Source organism: Parasaccharibacter sp. TMW 2.1891 (assembly GCF_023337675.1).
Lineage (GTDB): Bacteria > Pseudomonadota > Alphaproteobacteria > Acetobacterales > Acetobacteraceae > Bombella > Bombella apis.
Genome location: NZ_QORT01000004.1, coordinates 50,985 through 68,155, shown reverse-complemented (window position 1 = coordinate 68,155; position 17,171 = coordinate 50,985). Strand labels below are relative to the sequence as shown.

The following is a 17,171-nucleotide window of genomic DNA, read 5'->3' as shown; positions in this document are numbered from 1 at the left end:
GCCGGACGACTGAAATGGCTCGGGACGGAAAAAAGACCATGGCAAAAGGTGGTGTGGCGGTGCGACTGTTGGGGGGGCTCTGGGGCTGTGTGCTTCTGTCGGGGGTGTCCGCCTATGCGGCGTCCAGCCTGCCCAACGGGGCCAGCTCCCTGCGGGAGCGTTATCAGGACTGGGATGTGGCCTGCCTGGCACCTGATGATGGGGCAGGGGGGGATGGTCATGTTCAGTGCGCCATGCAGCAGCAGGCGCTGGAGCCCCGGTCCCACAGGCGGGTCATGAGCATCCGTCTTGAGACTGACGGAACGCAGGTGCGTGGTGTGGCTACGGTGCCCTTCGGGCTGGACCTGGTTCGTGGCCTGACACTGACCAACGCCTCCCAGCCTGTAGGGGATGTCTATTCCTTTTCCACCTGCCTGCCGACAGGGTGCCTTGTTCCCCTGAGCTTTGATGACCAGCAATGGGCCAGCCTGCTGAAAGAGCCGAAGGCCGTTTTCACGGCCATGACGTTTTCCGGCAAGCCGATGAAGCTCTTTTTCTCGACGAAAGGGCTGGATCAGGCCCTTCAGCGTGTCCGCAGCCTGACGCAGTGAAAAGAGCTTTCCCCGCCTGACAGTGGCGGGGAGTGTCATGTCCCGCAGAATGTGTGGTGGACTTCCTCCTCTGGCCGGGGGGCAGCATCCAGCCCGTCATCGGCCTCGGCAAAAGGGGTCTTCAGGGCTTCATGAAGTTTGTGGAACAGCCGGTAATCGCCCGTCATGGCCTGTGACAGGGCCGCTTCAACCTGATGGTTGCGGGGGATGATGCGGGGGTTCGTGCCCTGCATGGTTTTCTGGCGGAGTTCTGGCGGGCGCGTTTCCAGCGTCAGGCGATGAAGGATTTCTGTCCGGCACAGGTCGAAATGGCCCCTGTTGCCGGGGAACAGGTCCCGCAGGGCTGAATAATCCCCGTCGATGGCGACTTCCGGGGAGCCCATCATGCGGAAGGTGTTCGTAAAATCGGCCTGCCCGGTATGCATGGTTTCCAGAACATGCTCCAGCAGGCGGATGTCATGGTCATCCCGTGTTTCCAGTCCCAGCTTGCGCCGGAAACCTGCCAGCCAGTGATGGTGGAACAGCCCGTCATAATCATGCAGGGCTTCCTGCGCCTGGTCGATGGCCCTGTCCTCATCGTCATCAAAGAGTGGAAACAGGCATTCTGCCAGACGGCTGAGATTCCACAGGGCTAGGGCGGGCTGCCGGCCATAGGCATAGCGGCCATCCCTGTCGATGAAGCTGAAGCGTTTCATGGGATCGAACCGGTCCATGAAGGCGCAGGGGCCATAATCCAGCGTTTCCCCGGAGAGGGCGCAGTTGTCAGTGTTCATGACACCGTGGATGAAGCCGGCCTCCATCCATCGTGCCACAAGCTGGGCCTGCTGTTTTATGGCGGTTTTCAGCAGCGCCAGATAACGGCCCGGCCCTTCCGCAGCGAGGTCGGGGAACAGGCGCTGGATGGTGAAATCCGCCAGCTGGCGGACATGCTCCAGCCTGCCATGCGCCGCAGCATATTGAAAACTGCCGACCCGGACATGGCTGCGGGCCACCCGTACGATCTGGGCACCGGGCACGGGGCCCTCGCTCCGGTCTACCATGTCACCGGTCGTCAATACGGCCAGTGCTCTTGTGGTAGGAATCCCGAGAGCATGCATGGCTTCACTCACCAGATATTCCCGCAAGGCGGGCCCCAGCGTGTTCTGGCCATCACCGCTGCGGGAGAAGGGCGTCGGGCCTGTTCCTTTTATCTGGAGCTCCACCAGACAGCCATCTTCCATCTGGCAGTCGGCAATGAGGGCGGCCCGGCCATCACCCAGAGAGGGAACGAACTGGCCGAACTGGTGTCCGGCATAGGCCATCGCCACAGGCCCTAGTGACGTGTCATCCCGGCCTGGCAGCAGCCCGCGGGAGAGAAAGGCCAGCCCTTCGGCAGAGTGCAGCCAGTCCACATCAAGGCCGAGCTGTTGTGCCAGGTCCGTATTCAGGGCAACGAGGCGGGGGGCTGTGGCAATAGGCAGGGTGAGGGGGCGGTAAAAGAAATCCGGCAGGGATGCCGCCTGGTGCGGAGGTGTCAGCATGGAGGGGCCTTCTGCTGTTGGGCAAGAGGGAGGCCATGGTGGCCCCGTTCAGTGCCTTCCAGATGGGGAGCTGGCTGGGAGAATGGAAGGGGAGAGAGGGAGGCACCACAAGATGAGCAAAAAGTAACAGCAAATCATATTGTGCCCTTGCTTGTGGCCTGTAACTGCCTATAGATTTCCGTCTGGCATGATGTGAGTGGGGTATCAGGCAGCAGAACGCCTGATGCGGGTGAAGAGACAAGGTAAGGATATTCTGTGGAGAACCAGCCTCCAACTGGCGAACAGTCTTCCGGGCAGGAAGCTGGAGGCCACAAGTCCAATACCCATGGGCCAGACCATGGCAATGCCAGGCCACAGCGTGTGAGCCCGGTCTATATTCGTCTGCGGGCCGTCATGGCAGCGGCGCGGTATCATGGTATCGAGCTGGATATACACGACTTTGCCGCAGAGCCTGGGGAGTCGTCTCCGTCGCCTGCAACCCTTGTCCGTTGGCTCAGGGATTTTGGGGCCGTGGCCAAGGGGATGCGCCTGCGGTGGCGGTATCTCGTAAAGCTGGGCTTCACGCCGCCTGTCGTGCTTCTGTTCAGGGATGGGTCTGCTGGCCTGCTGGTCCGTACGGACCCTGAGAAGGGTATTGTCTGGCTGCGGGACCCCCTCAAGGGCGAGGGAGAGCCACCTGTTCCGATTGATGAGCTGAGGCTGATGCAGCTCTGGACGGGTGATGTCGTCCTCATCAAGAAACGCAGCGATGAATCCGAGGCGGACGCCAATTTCGACTTTTACTGGTTCGCCAAAATGGTCATGCGGGAGAAGAAGGGCCTGCGGGACATCGTCTTCTCCTCCATGGTGCTGAGCGTTCTGGGACTGTTCCCGGCCATGATCGTCATGCAGGTGGTGGACCGGGTCATCAACTATCACTCCATGGCGACCCTGGTCTCCCTGACGGGTTTTGTCGTCATTCTAAGCCTGTACGAAGTGCTGCTGACTTACGCCCGGCAGGAATTGACACTGGTGGTCAGTACCCGGCTGGATGCCCGTATCTCCCTCCATGCCTTCAACCGCCTTCTTGCCCTGCCGCTGGAGTTCTATGAGCGCCAGCAGGCTGGTGAGGTGCTGGGGCGCTTCAACTCCATCTTCAAGGTACGTGACTTCATGACCGGGCAGGTGCTGAACACCATGCTCGACATGTTCATGCTGATGGTTGTCATGCCGGTGCTGTTCTATATGAGCTCCACCCTGGCATGGCTGACACTCGTTGCCGCCGGGGCCATCGGTCTGATCGTGGTCATCATGCTGCCTGTGGTCAGCCGTGTGGCGGGCAAGATGGTCCGGGCGGAGATGCAGCGGGGAGCCACACTGTATGAGACCGTGGCCGGTATCCGTACCGTCAAGACCCTGGCGCTGGAAAATACCCGGCGGGCAGCGTGGGACAATCGCACGGCCGTTGTCATCCACTGGCGTCTGGCGTCCCAGCGTCTGGCCAACTGGGTCAGCACGATGGTGCAGCCGCTCAACATGTTCATCAACCGGGGGATCATCCTGGTTGGTGCCTATCTGGTGCTGACGGACGCCAACACCATGCAGGGCGGTGCGCTCATGGCCTTCATGATGCTGGGCGGCCGTGTGGCTTCGCCGCTGGTCGGTCTGGCCAAGATCATGGAGTCCCTCAATGAAGTGACCGTGTCTCTGGGGGAAGCTGGCGAGGTGCTCAATCAGCCAACGGAAACCTACGCCCTGACCCACGGCATGCGTCCGCCCATCAAGGGAGCGCTGAGCTTCAGCAACATCAATTTCACCTATCCCGGAGCTTCGACCAGGGCCTTGTCGAACGTGACGTTCGAGGTTCCTGCCGGGACCATGCTCGGCCTTGTCGGGCGTTCCGGGTCTGGTAAATCAACCATCACCCGTCTTCTTCAGGGGGTCAGCCGGGAATATCAGGGTTACCTGCGTCTTGATGGTGTCGACCTGCGTGAGATCAACCTCCATTACCTGCGGCGGTCTTTTGGTGTGGTCCTTCAGGACAACTTCCTCTTCCGGGGCACCATTCATGACAACATCACCGCCGGGCGCCCGGGTCTGACACTGGATGATGTGATCCGGGCGGCCCGTCTGGCTGGTGCGGAGGAATTCATCGAGCGTATGCCCGCTGGGTATGAGACGTGGATCGAGGAAGGATCGACCAACATTTCCGGTGGCCAGCGGCAGCGTCTGGCCATTGCCCGTGCCGTGATCTCTGACCCCAAACTCATGATTCTTGATGAGGCAACATCTGCGCTGGACCCGGAATCCGAGGCCCTCGTCAATGCCAACCTGAAGAATCTGGCCAAGGGGCGGACCATGGTGATCGTGTCGCACCGTCTGTCCTCGCTGGTGGATTGTGACCAGATTGCCGTGATGGATCAGGGGCGGGCCATTGATATTGCTCCGCATGAGGTCCTGCTGGAACGCTGCGACGTGTACCGTACCTTGTGGCTCCAGCAGAACCGGCATCTTTCGCAGGGTGCACAGGCAGGTGATGGTCCGTCTTCAGGAGGGCAGGAATGATGAGCGAGAGCAGGCATACCGGGTCTGGCCCCGCACAGGAGACAGAGCAGCAGGCTGCCCCCAACATGGATGAGGACAATCACAAGGGGCCACGCAAGGCGGATGATCCGTTTGCCCCGGAGGACATGCCCATAGCCCTGCTGGAGTTCCATTCTCCTACACTGGGGATGGTCAATCTGCCCATGACGGCCTCGGCACGCTACATCACGTGGCTTGTGGGGTCGCTGGTGCTGGCCAGCGTGGCGGCCATGGCGCTGTTCCCGCTCAACAAGGTCGTGACTGTCACGGGGCGGATCATCTCGACCGCTCCCATCGTGGTGGTACAGCCTGTGGCCCAGGGGCGTGTCAGATCGATCAATGCCCGGGTTGGCGAATATGTCCATAAAGGGCAGGTTCTGGCCCGTCTGGATCCGACACTGAGCAATGTGGACATGGAGAATCTCTCCGCCCAGATGCAGTCCCTTCAGGCGGAGGTGTCCCGGCTCAAGGCGCAGGCCTCCGATGGGGACTATCAGGCAGACATGAACGTGCCAGCCTCCATCCAGCAGGCGCAGGTCTTCATGCAGATGAAGGTGGATTATCAGTCCCACGTTGCGGATTTTGACCGTCGCATCGCCGGAATGCAGAACGACCTTCAGGCGGCCAGGGCCAGTGCGGCCATGTATGCCAGCAAGCTGAAGGTCACGCAGGCCGTGCTGGACATGCGGGAACGGGAGCAGAAAGAAGCCGTGGGGTCCCGTCTTTCCACCCTCGGGGCACAGGACGCCGTGATGGATACGGAGCGGGCGCTGATCTCTGCCCAGCAGACGGCTGGTGCTACGGAAAACCGTCTGAGCGCCCTCAGGGCCTTGCGGGAAAGCTATATCCAGTCATGGAAGACGAAGATCTATGAAATGCTTGTGGTTGGCGAGCGGCGGCTGGATCAGCTGAGGAGTGACTACCGCAAAGGGCGTGTCCAGCAGAAGGAAATCGATCTGCGGGCCCCACAGGATGGTGTCGTGCTGACTATAGCCCCCATTTCTGTCGGAGCGACGGTGGAACCCACCCTGCGGGTGATGACGCTGGAGCCGACCGACAGCGGGCTGGAGGTGGAGGCTCTCATGAGCCCGCAGGACAGCGCCTACGTACGGCAGGGCCATCATGCCATCATCAAGTTTGCCAGCTTCCCTTATGTCCAGTATGGCGGGGCGAAGGGAACGGTCAGCATCATCAGTGCCGATACGTTCCTGCCACCTGAAATGGTCGAGGGGAACATCAGGGCCGGGATTGATCCTTCTGCCATGATGAAACAGGGTGATTCTGTCATTTTCTATCGTGTCCGGCTAAGAATTGACAAATATACCCTTCATGGTCAGCCTTCTTTCTTCCATCCCAGTGCGGGTATGCCAGTGACGGCCGATATTGATGTCGGCAAGCGGACGATCCTGAAATATCTGTTCAGTCGCGTTGTACCCGCAGCAACAGAGGGTATGAGAGAGCCCTCTTAAAGGCGGAGGTTGGCTCATGGCCATGGCACGCAGGCTTGCCATTTTTGACACCAAAGCTCGCAGGCTTGCCCGGGCAACCCGGTTGCTGGAAGAGGGGAAAACGCCACAGGCTTTTTCCCTCTTCGCAAAACTTGCAAATGCGGGCGTTCCAGAGGCGGCATACAGGGTTGGGCAGTGTTATCTGTCCGGTCAGGGGACGCCTTCTTCGTTGGAGGAAGGTGCCCGCTGGACGTTTGTTGCGGCGGAGGCTGGTCTTGGCGAGGCCAGTTTTACGCTGGCCACGCTGTTCGCCATGGGTGTGCCGGACGGATTTGACCCGGCCAGGACCGTTCCCGCAGGCAGTGGCCTCTATGAGCGTTTTGATACGGATGCCATGGATGCCCACAAGCCGGATTTTGCCCGGGCCCGCATATGGGCGGAAAAAAGTGCCGCCGCCGGGCATGTCGAGGCCCAGGCCCTTTTGGGGCATATTTTCAATCATGGTCCTGATGACCTGCAGGACAGGCAGGCTGCACGTCACTGGTATGGCGAAGCTGTGCGGGGCGGGTCATTGCAGGGGGCGCTCGGGTTGGGACTCATCCTGTTGGATGAGGCCGAGGATGACAGTCAGCGGGCGCAGGCTGTGGAGCTTCTCCAGCGGGCCGCAGAGGGTGGCATCGGTCTGGCCAATGCTGCCATGGGGTGGATTTACGAGCATGGTGCCAGTGGCCAGGCCCGTGATGCCGGGAAGTCTGCCAGTCATTATCTGAAAGCCGCCGAGCAGAACATTCCGTCTGCCCAGGCCCGGTACGGGCTGATGCTCCTGAAAGGCGTTGGGGTAGAGGTCAATGTCATCCAGGGGGAAAGCTGGCTGCGCCGGGCAGCCTATGGCGGGGATGCCGAGGCAGCGGCCCTGCTGGGAGATCTGTACATCCGGGGGGAAGAACTGCTCCGGCGCCCGATGGAGGCCGCCCGCTGGTATCAGCTTGCTGCTGAACAGCATCATACCCCTGCGGCCCGTGTGCTGGCCGTGCTGTATCTGACAGGAACCGGCGTCCCACGGGATGAGAGAAAAGCGGCCCAGTGGTTCAACCATGCTGCCATGCTGGGGGACCATATGGCCGATGCAGACCTTGGCAATCTGGTGCTGGCCGGTGTGACCCGCCCGGAAGATGAACAGCGCAGCCTCCAGCAGCGTCTCAGGCAGCAGGCGGAAGGTGGAAATCTGCTTGGTGCCTTCAATCTGGGCGTCTGTCTTGCGCAGGGTGTAGGGGGCACGGCAGATGAGACGGAGGCCTTCTACTGGCTGGGTCTGGCACGGGAAGGTGTCGTCAACGCACAGTACTGGTATGGCCGTATGCTGTTTGAAGGGCGTGGCGTGGCACAGAACAGGGAAGATGGTTTTCTCTGGATGGACAAGGCCGCCCGCCAGGGTATGCCGGAAGCCTGTGTCAGTGTGGCGCAGCTGCTCGTGACAGGGCAGGTGGGCGGAGGCCGGGACCATGCAAGGGCGCTGGAGCTGTACCAGAAAGCCGCCGAGGCCGGGTTGCCAGAGGCCTATTTCTCCCTTGGTGCCATGCACGGGGGTGGTCACGATGTGCCGGTCGATCTGGAGCGGGCCCGTGAATGTTTCGAGGAGGCCGCACAACGGGGGCATGGTCTGGCCCAGATGATGCTGGGGCGTTACCTGCTCCGGGGGCTGGGTGGGCCTGAGAATGGCGAGCAGGCCCGGTATTGGCTGGGGCAGGCTGCACGGCAGGGAATTGAACAGGCGCAGACCCTGCTGGACAGTCTGGCAGACCCTTCTGCTGAGGCCTCGCAGGACCCCGCCTTGATGGACATGGCGGCAGTGGAGACCGGGATCAGCCGGTGAAGATGCAGGCCAGCTTCATCCCGGGTTATGGTCGTCTTCTCCGGGTACAGGATGAGGCCCGTTGGACAGCCCGGCATATGCAGGCCATCCAGACTGCGTTTGATGAAGGCCGGGCCTGCCTGACCCAGGGCAGGCGGGAGGATGGTCTCTTCTGGCTGAAGCGGGCCGAAGCGCTGTCCGGGCGGGATGACAATATCAGCTTTACCTGTGCCATGGCTCTGCTGGAGAGTGGTGCCATTCCGCAGGCCCTGCCGCGGCTGGAACGTCTGTGGGCCCGGTATGGGCTGCGGGAAGCCGGGCTGGCTCTGGCAGGAGGGTATCTGCGATGCGGGGCCACCGGGCCAGCGGCCCGCATCATGGGGCAGGTCCTGTCCCGGAACAGTCTGACGGTGGAGCATCATGCCCTGGCGGACAGCCTGTCTTTTCCTCTCGGGGTGCCGGGCTGGGCCGTGCTGTCCAATGCGGGGGCTCTGCGGCTGCGTGCAGTTGGCCCGGTGGACCTTGTGCTGGATGGCCGACGTTTGGGAACAGTGACAGCCGGTGTGCATGATCTGGCCCGGCTGGTGCCGGAGGAGGCCGGACCATGGTGGCGGGGTCAGCAGCTTGTCGTGTTGTGTCATGACCGGCCGGTATTGGGGAGCCCGATCGACATACAGGCCCTGATACGTTGCCAGTCGCTGGTCATGGCGGAGGCGGAGGGTGTCCGGGGCTGGTTGTGGTATCCTGGTGAGCCGGACTTTCTGCCATGGTTGTGGGTGGAGGGGCATGAGGATCCGCTACGGGTGGACCGTCCTGCGGAAGCCTTCAGCAGTACGGCCCTGCTGCAACGGCCCCGGGGTTTTTACCTGCCTTATGCGGACTGGCCCCGCCTGCTGCACCGCCCGACCGGTTTTCAGGATCAGTATGACCGCCTGCTGAAGGGCGCTCCGCTTGATCCCGCCTTGGTACAGCTGATGCGTACGCCAGAAGAGGGGGGAAACAGGAGGAAGGGCTGGACGAAATCGGGGTGCCGCATGGTCCGGAAGCACGGCGGGGCCGACAGGCGGAAAGACGCTGTGGGGACAGGCTGTGCCATCATTGTGCCGGTCTATCGGGGGGAGGCCGAGGTGCGGGCCTGTCTGGCCTCCGTTCTGGCCACCATGCCGGACTCCTGTCGCCTCATCATCGTGGATGATGCGTCCCCGGATGCCGGGATTCGGGATCATCTGGACAGGCTGGCGGCGGCGGGCCGTATCACCCTGCACCGGCAGATGACGAACCAGGGGTTTGTCAGCAGCATCAATGCTGGAATGGCCCTTGTGCCAGCCGGGTGGGATGTCATCCTGCTCAATAGTGATACGCTCGTTTCTGGCAATTGGGTGGAGCGCCTGTGCCACTGGTTGCGTCTTGAGCGGGCAGGGACGGTCACGCCTTTCTCCAATGCGGGGGGGCTGACATCCTATCCGTCGCATGAGCGTGACAACCCGGCGCCTGATCCCGCAGCCTTGGCCGCCATGGACAGGCTTTTGCAGGAACAGGCGGAAAGTGTCCGGCCGGTGGTGGAGCTGCCGACGGCCAACGGGTTCTGCATGGGGATTGCAGCAGCCTGTCTGGCCGAGGTGGGGCAACTGAGAGGGGCTTATTTTGCCCAGGGTTATGCTGAGGAGAATGATTTCTGCCTTCGGGCTAGCGAGGCTGGCTTCCGCCATCTGGCCGCTGTGGATGTCTATGTCCTGCACCATGGGCATGGGTCTTTCGGGCAGGAGGCAGTGCCTCTCCTGCGTCGCAATCTGGACATACTGAATCGCCTGTATCCCGGCTATGATGCGGCCATACAGCGGTGGAAGAAGGTGAATCCGTTGCGGGATTACCGCCGGCTGCTGGACGGGCGGCGGCTGCGCCAGCACAGGGAGCGTTTTGTCGGAGCGGTGGCCCTGTTCCAGCATCGTGGGGGCGGAGGGGTGGCCCGTGCTGTGAGAGAGCAGGCGGCCCTGCTGGGGCAGGCGGGGCTTCTGCCCATCATTCTGGAGCCTACGGAAACAGGCTGCCGGGTGGTCAGCCCCGTGGAAGGGCTGGAGGCCCCCAATCTGGTGTTCACCCTGCCAGCAGAACAGCCCGTGCTGCTGGCTTTTCTGCGCCAGCTCGGCGTCCGTCTTGTTGTGTGGCACCATATGCTGGGCCATGAGCCGGGTCTGCGTGACCTGCCGCAGCAGTTGGGCGTGCCGTATGATGTCCATGTGCATGACCATGTCTGGTTCTGTCCCCGCATCGCACTGCTGGACAGGCATGGCCGCTATTGCGGGGAACCCTCCATGGCGGGCTGCATGGAGTGTCTGGGGCGGGGCAGCGTGTTGGCGGATGATGGGCTGACACTGCCTGCTTTTCTGGCCCGCTCGGACAGGGAGCTGCGTCAGGCCCGCAGGATCGTGGCCCCGTCCATGGATGCGGCCTCTCGGTTGAGGCGGCACATGCCCGGCCTTGGGGATATCAGCATCGAGCCGCTGGAAGATGACTGGCAGATCAGGGCATCAGGCCCCCTGTTGCGCAGTGAGCGCCTCCCAACGCCGGAGCGGCCTCTGAAAATACTGGTTCTGGGGGGAATCAGCCGCTGGAAAGGTCATGATGTGCTTCTGGCGCTGGGGCAGCACATCCAGAGGGAAGGGCTTCCTCTGCAACTCATAGTTGTTGGAAGTACGCATGATGACACGGCCAGCCTTGCGGCGGGCATCAGGGTGACTGGCTCTTATGAGGACAGGGATGTTCTGCCCCTGATAGAGGATGTGAAGGCGGATGTTGGTTTCGTGACATCCATTGCCCCCGAGACATGGTGCTATGCGCTGGGCTGGTTGTGGAAGGCCCGGCTGCCGGTCGTGGGCTTTGATATCGGTGCTTCTGCGGAACGTCTCAGGCAGGCGGGGCCAGCCTGGGGACAGGTTCTGCCGCTGGGGCTTCCGGTGGAACGGCTGGCTGGTGTTTTCCTGCGGGAAAAATGTCGCCAGGAGTGAACCGTGCCCATATATGACGATGACATTTTGCAGAATATTATCAAATCAGTTATGATTACAGGGACATTTTAAGATTTTCTGTGCAATGTGGGCGCCTCGCGCTTGACGCATGGAAGATGATCATCGGAGATAGCATGCCAGAGACGGACACAGAACAGCCTCGTCATCGTGTTGTGGACCTGAAGGCGGGAGCCCACGTGATGACGCTGGACGCCGGCGTTTTTTGTGTGTTTCACGCCCCGGGCCAGGTGGAAGCTGGGCCGAGCGGACTGCCGGGTGTGCGGATATCCCGGGCACCGGGTGTGCCGGAGGATGCCGTCGAGGTTGTCACGTTTGCTGCCGATGGCTGGATGGGAGCTGCCAACAGCGCTGCACTGGTAAGGGTGAGGCGTGGTCCTGCCGGTGTGATGGTGACGACCTATCAGGATGGTCAGGCAGGAAGTGAAACGCCCCGCCTTCAGGTGATCAGCCTTATCAGTGGGGTACCGGCGGACCCGGCTGCGGGCGCCATGGCGGAAGGGAACCGGGTTGGTGGCAGCAAGGCTTCCGTCTCTGGTGCTGTTGGTGGAGCAACCCGGGATGTTGTGGCCCATATCCAGCGTCGTGGTGATGTGGGCGGTGCTCTTGGTGAATGGATCGGACAGGTCGACAGCAAACGCTGGATCGAGGGTTTCGCCGTTCGTCCCGAGGGGCCTGTCCGGGCCAAGGATATTGAATATCAGGCCGTTCTGGGGCGTGGTTGGTTGTCTCCCTGGTCCGAGGGAGGGCAGTTCTGTGGTTCACGGGGGATGTCCCTGCCGATTCTGGGGCTGCGGGTCCGCCTGAAGGGTGAGGCTGCCCATAAATGGACGGTCAGGCTGGCGGCCAGCTTTACGGATGGCACGAAGGTGGGGCCCATCGAGGGGGGAGAGGAGGCTCTTCAGGCTGAGAGTCTGGCCCCGCTGGAAGGGTTCCAGCTTGAGTTTGTCCCGGTGAAGGGGCAGGGGAAAAACCAGGCTGCGGCGGCTTCTGGCAAGCGCAAATAAGGCCGTAGAAGGGGGTTGAAGGCAACGGCCCTGACAGGGCGTCAGGGGCATGATCAGGCCGGGGGAAGTGGTGCGTTTTCTTTTTGTTCATCAGAGCTTCCCAGCGCAATATGCCCATATGGTGGCTCATCTGGCCCGCAGGCCGGAGCATGACGTTGTGTTCATCACGGCGGGCAAGGGGCCGGATATTCCCGGTGTCCGCCGGGTGCTCTATCGTCCGCCGGAGGTGAGGCAGGATGGGGCGCATCCGTTCGTCCGGGAGATGGACCACGCCATCCATCGGTCTGAGGCCATTGCGACAGTGGCCCGGTCGTTGCGGGATCTTGGGTTCCGGCCAGATATTATCATTGGGCATCATGGCTGGGGGGAGCTGCTGAATATCGATTCAGTCTTTCCCGGTGTGCCTGTGCTGGGTTATTTCGAGTTCTATTATGGTCTGGAAGACCGGGACATAGGGTTTGACCCGGAGTTCCCCATGCCGCAGGAAGCGGGCCTTCTGATCCGCTGCAAGAATGCCATCAATCTTCAGGCACTGGCCGGGCCGGGGGAGGGGCAGACACCGACCCGTTTCCAGCTGGGAACGTATCCGGCCTGGGCGCAGGAGAAGATCACCCTGCTGGATGAGGGGGTTGACCTCACCCAGTATCGGCCTGACCCTTCGTTGCGGCAGAAGCCATTCCGGCTGGGAAGCATCAGCGTTGCCCCTTATGAGACGCTGGTGACCTATGCTGCCAGGAATCTGGAACCATACCGGGGGTTCCACAGCTTCATGCGCTCTCTTCCCGCCCTGATGAAGGCCCGGCCGGACTGCCGGGTCATTCTGATGGGGCAGGAGGATGTCAGCTATGGTCTTCCCCCGGCGGGTGGCGGCACTTGGCGGCAGACCATGCTGAGGGAGCTTGAGGGCAAACTTGATCTTTCCCGCATCCATTTTGTCGGCTGGCTGGAGAGGGAGCAGATGGTCCGGGTTCTGCAGCGTTCGGATGCCCACATCTATCTGACCTACCCTTTTGTCCTGTCATGGTCGCTCAGGGAGGCCATGGCCGTGGGCTGTCCGCTTGTGGCCAGTGATACGGCCCCGGTGCGGGAATATCTGACGCACGGGGAGACGGCTCTTCTGGTTCCCTTCCTGCAACCGGATGCCATCGGTGATGCTGTCCTGCACCTTCTGGAAAACAGGACACTTGCCGAGACGCTGGCTCATAATGTACGGCGCCATGCAGAAAATGTGCTGGATGTAAGGCAGTACCTTGCCCAGTATGAGGCCTTGATAGGCAGAATGACAGGTCGTGAGGGAATATGAACATGCCGGAGATGGACAGGGCTGCCTTTCAGGCATTGGTGGCTGGCTGGATTGTCAAGAAATCCCCGTCTTCTGCGCCGCAGCGGCTGACGGAAGAGGACTTTGCCCAGCTGGAAGATGCTGCCTGGCGGAGCTGGTGGGCCGGGCAGGCTGGGGCTGAGGAGAATCCGGCAGAGAAAGCCATGCTGAAGAGCGTGACCGAGGGCTGGATCGTGCAGCGGGAGCGGGGGGGCATACCGGGGCCTCTGGGGGAAGAGGATTTCAGGGCGATCATGAATAGCCTGAAGCCTGAGAGAGTTCCGCCTGCCGTGCCTGAACCTGTTGTGGAGGCCGAGCCGGAGGCCGTGTCCGAACCGGACCAGCCTGTCCTGCAGCCCTTGCCTGCAGATGCCAACATCAAGGACTGGCGTGCCGATTACATGCCGGATGATCTGGGGGCCGGAAACGACGTCCTGCCGGATGGTCGTGCTGTCAGGGATGTCTTGAAGGAAGATCCTTTCTATTTCGCACGGCTTCATCTGGCTCTGTCCCTCTGAGGGCAGATACGGTGCGGAGATTGGGAAAGGGTGGCTGTGGCCACCCTTTTTTCATGCCTGAAAGGGATGCGGGTGTCGGGCAAAGAAAAAGGCATGCCCCTGTGGGAGACATGCCTTTTCCCGGTCAGCACGAAGCCCGAAGGCCCCGGTGTGGCCCAAACCCTTAGCGGGGGCCTGCTTCAGCCTGGAGGTGAGCCTCGAGGAACCAGAGGTTCTTGTCCAGCCCGCGGGAGATCTCGGTGAAGATGTCGGATGTATCTTCATCGCCAGCTTCGGCCGTCACCTTGATGGCTTCACGGACCTTGTTGGCCACGACGCCATAACGCTCTGCCAGAGCCTTTACGTGGTCATGCACGGTGTAGATGTCCGTGGGGTACGGAGCGCAGTTGGTGTTCTTCTGCACTGTCTGCACGGTACCGAGAGCCACGCCACCCAGCTGGACGGCACGCTCTGCGGCGGTATCGACAAAGCCATCCAGCCCGCTGCGGAAGCCGTCCAGCATCTCGTGTACGCCGATGAAGTTGACACCCTTGAGGTTCCAGTGGGCCTGCTTGGTCACCAGTGCCAAGTCGATCAGGTCAGCCAGACGAGCATTCAGTGTCTCGATGGAAACAGCCTTCGTGTTGTCCGGTGTGTTGTTGCTGGTGTGATAATGATTGATCTTGCTCATCATAGTGCTCCTTCGTGTTCTCCCGTCCTTCACTGGAGGGGAGAAAACTTTTTCAGAAACCGGGAGGGACTCCTCCGGGCCTCGTCACCCTCAGGACCATAAATCCTCTGGGTTGCGGAGGTCAAAGAAGGTCCTCAGGTCCTGCCGGAAATAATGTGGGTATGCCGGATCATTTTTAAAGAGCGGATTGTCTTTCCATCGTTCCAGCATGATCTGTTTTTCGTTGAAAAAACGGGCCTCATGTTCCGGGCGGTCGTCACTCCCCCGGGAGAAGCTCTCATGATGGACGGCTTCCGCCTCGGCGCAGAAGAGGATGCGGTACCCGTTGTCGCGGATTTTCAGGCAGAGATCGACATCATTGTAGGCAACGGTCAGGCCGACTTCATCAAATCCCCCCATGGCATCAAAGAGCGGGTGGGAGACCAGCATGGCAGCCCCGGTGATGGCCGTCACCTCGTGGCTGATACACAGGCGCCCGATGTAGCCGAAAGCTTTCGCCGGCTGGAGACGATGGACATGGACCCCGATGATGTCTGGCCCGACAGCCACACCAGCATGCTGGATGGTGCCATTGGGGTAGAGGAGCCGGGCCCCGACGGCGCCAACATCCGGTGCGGCCTGTGTTTCCTGCACCATCCGTTTGAGGAAATCCGGCTGGGTGACGATGACGTCATTATTGAGGAAAAGCAGCAGGTCGCTGTTGCTGTGTCTGGCTGCCAGATTGTTGAGCCGGGCGTAGTTGAACGCTTCTTCTACATGCAGGATGCTGATCCGGTCATGGTTCCGTATTCCGTCCAGCCATGCCAGCGTTTCCCTGTGTGTAGAGAAATTGTTCACAAGGATGATGTCGAAGGCACTGTAGGTCTGGGTGTCCAGGAGGGATTCAACACAGCGCCGTGTCATGTCCAGCTGGTCCCGGAAGGGGATGATGATGCTGACGGCAGGCTGCTTCCGGAACGGCCAGCGAATGGAATAGAGGCTGAGATGCTCCACGGAAGAAACGGTCGCCTTGATGCCACGGCGTTTCAGATGCTCGGTGATACAGGCTTCACCGGCCCGGATGGCATTGCCCTTGTTGCTGACATTGCTGGACGTGGAGTTGGGGCTCTTGCGCCAGTGGTACAGAATTTCCGGTACGTGGTGGATGGCCTCGCGCGGGATGATCTCCACGGCACGGAGGAGGAAATCATGGTCCTGTGCCCCGTCATGGCGGCTGTCCAGTGGGCCGGTCTGGCGGACAGTGTCTGCCTCCATGAAGGTGAGATGGCAGATATAGTTGCAACCCAGAAGGTAGCGGTAGTCATAGTCGGGTTTCAGGTTTGGTTCGAGGAAGTGCCCTCCAGCATCCACCTTGTCCTCGTCGCAGTAGAGCAGCCTGGCGCCGGTCTCCAGCGCAGCCCGGACCATGTTCTCCAGGGCGACATCCACCAGCAGGTCATCATGGTCGAAGAAGGCAATGTAGGCGCCCTTTGCGTGGCTGATGGCCTTGTTGGTTGCCCCGGCAATGCCCCGGTTCACTTTCAGTGAGAATGTGCGGATTCTTCTGTCTTTCCGGGCATATTCCCTGAGGAGCGCTCTGGTCCGTTCACACTGGCTGCCATCATCGACAAGGATGAGCTCCCAGTTTTCATAGGTCTGGTCCAGGACGGATTCGACAGCAGCGCGGAACTCCGCCTCATCTGGCCGCCATGTCGGGCAGAGGACGGAGACGAGAGGTGTTTCCTTCAGCGGACGGGCCTTGCGCAGCAGGGCTGTCTGTTCCCGCAGGAGGGGGTAATAGCTTTTTGCCCAGCGGTCATAATGCTGGAGGCTGAGCGGCTTGCGGGGAATCAGCGAGCGTGTGGTGTTGCGCAGGGCTGTCAGCTGCTGGTGCAGGGCGGCGATGCTGTTTTCAATCTGTACGAGTTTTGCCGTCAGCTGGTCATCGGCCAGGGCCGTGACCAGCGGGCTGCCGACAAGCGGGATTTCGTCAGGCAGGCTGGTAATGGTGATCTCGTGGGGAAGGCCATCATGATAGCGCTGGGGGATGGGCAGCTCGAATCCGCAGTTGGGGGCGCTTTTCAGGAACTCGACAACATCGCCCCGGTAGCAGTCGGCCCGGACAGTCCCGACCGGCACACCATCCACCCTGACAGACACGACAACATGGCCGGACCAGTCAGCCCCCGGATGATTGCGGGAAACGACCCAGCCTCGCAGAAGCCCTTCGAACATGCCATCAACGCAGCTCTGATATTCGGTCTGGGGCGGGCGTGAGAAGGTGAGGGTCTCATGCGCCCTGTCGGGCTGGTCCTCATCGGGGAAGAGAAGGGCGGTGCGGTCATCAAAGCGGATGGAGATGCCGTGCTGTGCGCCATCACAGGCTTCCGGGGGGAGCCTGAAGCGGAAGCCCAGCTTGTTGCTGGGAATACGCAGGATCTGGCGGACATCCTCCCGTTTGAGGTCGCAGAGAACCTGCATGACTTCCTGGCCATCCACCAGGACATGCAGCAGGACAACACGGGACGGCTCGTGCAGGTTGACAGCCCAGCCTGCAATGATGCCGTTCTGGCTGTCCACCGTATCAACAAAACCCTGGAACTGATGTGCAGGCATTGTCCTCTCCTGAAATCAAGGTCTGGTGAAAGAGGTCTGTTTCATAATTGTGAAATATTTCCGTG

General features: G+C 61.1%; 11 protein-coding genes. 8 read left to right on the top strand and 3 right to left on the bottom strand.

All coding sequences use genetic code 11. The annotated features are described in order from the left end of the window. The first annotated feature begins 38 nt into the window (after nucleotides 1-38). Nucleotides 39-590, top strand: coding sequence for an invasion associated locus B family protein (locus DTJ15_RS08715; protein ID WP_166651599.1), 552 nt, complete (start codon nucleotides 39-41; stop codon nucleotides 588-590). A 35-nt stretch (nucleotides 591-625) separates the two neighbouring features. Here the strand turns inward: DTJ15_RS08715 and DTJ15_RS08710 are convergent, their stop codons facing one another. Beyond that, nucleotides 626-2,110 (bottom strand): YdiU family protein, encoded by a 1,485-nt coding sequence (locus DTJ15_RS08710; RefSeq protein ID WP_249109843.1) that lies wholly within the window; start codon nucleotides 2,108-2,110, stop codon nucleotides 626-628. Between the two features lie 393 nt (nucleotides 2,111-2,503). Here DTJ15_RS08710 and DTJ15_RS08705 point away from each other — a divergent pair, with 393 nt between their 5' ends. From DTJ15_RS08705 to DTJ15_RS08675, 7 genes are all read left to right on the top strand, one after another. Continuing rightward, the gene (locus DTJ15_RS08705; protein WP_043559742.1) at nucleotides 2,504-4,654 is read left to right on the top strand and encodes a peptidase domain-containing ABC transporter; all 2,151 of its coding nucleotides are present in this window, start codon (nucleotides 2,504-2,506) and stop codon (nucleotides 4,652-4,654) included. Next, nucleotides 4,651-6,141, top strand: a complete 1,491-nt coding sequence (locus DTJ15_RS08700; protein ID WP_086431839.1) for an HlyD family type I secretion periplasmic adaptor subunit — start codon at nucleotides 4,651-4,653, stop codon at nucleotides 6,139-6,141. The genes DTJ15_RS08705 and DTJ15_RS08700 overlap by 4 nt, the downstream gene beginning before the upstream one ends. A gap of 22 nt (nucleotides 6,142-6,163) precedes the next feature. Beyond that, nucleotides 6,164-7,993, top strand: a complete 1,830-nt coding sequence (locus tag DTJ15_RS08695) for a tetratricopeptide repeat protein (protein WP_249080545.1) — start codon at nucleotides 6,164-6,166, stop codon at nucleotides 7,991-7,993. Between the two features lie 2 nt (nucleotides 7,994-7,995). Beyond that, entirely contained in the window at nucleotides 7,996-10,977 is a 2,982-nt protein-coding gene (locus tag DTJ15_RS08690; RefSeq protein ID WP_248630878.1) for a glycosyltransferase, read from the top strand. 134 nt (nucleotides 10,978-11,111) lie between these two features. Then, a complete protein-coding gene (locus DTJ15_RS08685) occupies nucleotides 11,112-12,002 on the top strand; it encodes a hypothetical protein (RefSeq protein ID WP_081563372.1) in 891 nt (296 codons plus the stop codon). A 49-nt stretch (nucleotides 12,003-12,051) separates the two neighbouring features. After that, nucleotides 12,052-13,305 carry a glycosyltransferase gene (locus tag DTJ15_RS08680; protein WP_197981651.1) on the top strand — a complete coding sequence of 418 codons (1,254 nt, stop codon included), beginning with the start codon at nucleotides 12,052-12,054 and terminating at the stop codon, nucleotides 13,303-13,305. Then, nucleotides 13,302-13,841 carry a hypothetical protein gene (locus DTJ15_RS08675; RefSeq protein ID WP_086431843.1) on the top strand — a complete coding sequence of 180 codons (540 nt, stop codon included), beginning with the start codon at nucleotides 13,302-13,304 and terminating at the stop codon, nucleotides 13,839-13,841. The genes DTJ15_RS08680 and DTJ15_RS08675 overlap by 4 nt, the downstream gene beginning before the upstream one ends. A 163-nt stretch (nucleotides 13,842-14,004) precedes the next feature. Here DTJ15_RS08675 and dps read toward each other — a convergent pair whose 3' ends face one another. Continuing rightward, nucleotides 14,005-14,511, bottom strand: coding sequence for a DNA starvation/stationary phase protection protein Dps (gene dps, locus DTJ15_RS08670; RefSeq protein ID WP_043559660.1), 507 nt, complete (start codon nucleotides 14,509-14,511; stop codon nucleotides 14,005-14,007). Between the two features lie 90 nt (nucleotides 14,512-14,601). Beyond that, nucleotides 14,602-17,106 carry a glycosyltransferase gene (locus DTJ15_RS08665; RefSeq protein WP_249109842.1) on the bottom strand — a complete coding sequence of 835 codons (2,505 nt, stop codon included), beginning with the start codon at nucleotides 17,104-17,106 and terminating at the stop codon, nucleotides 14,602-14,604. Nucleotides 17,107-17,171 lie beyond the last annotated feature (65 nt).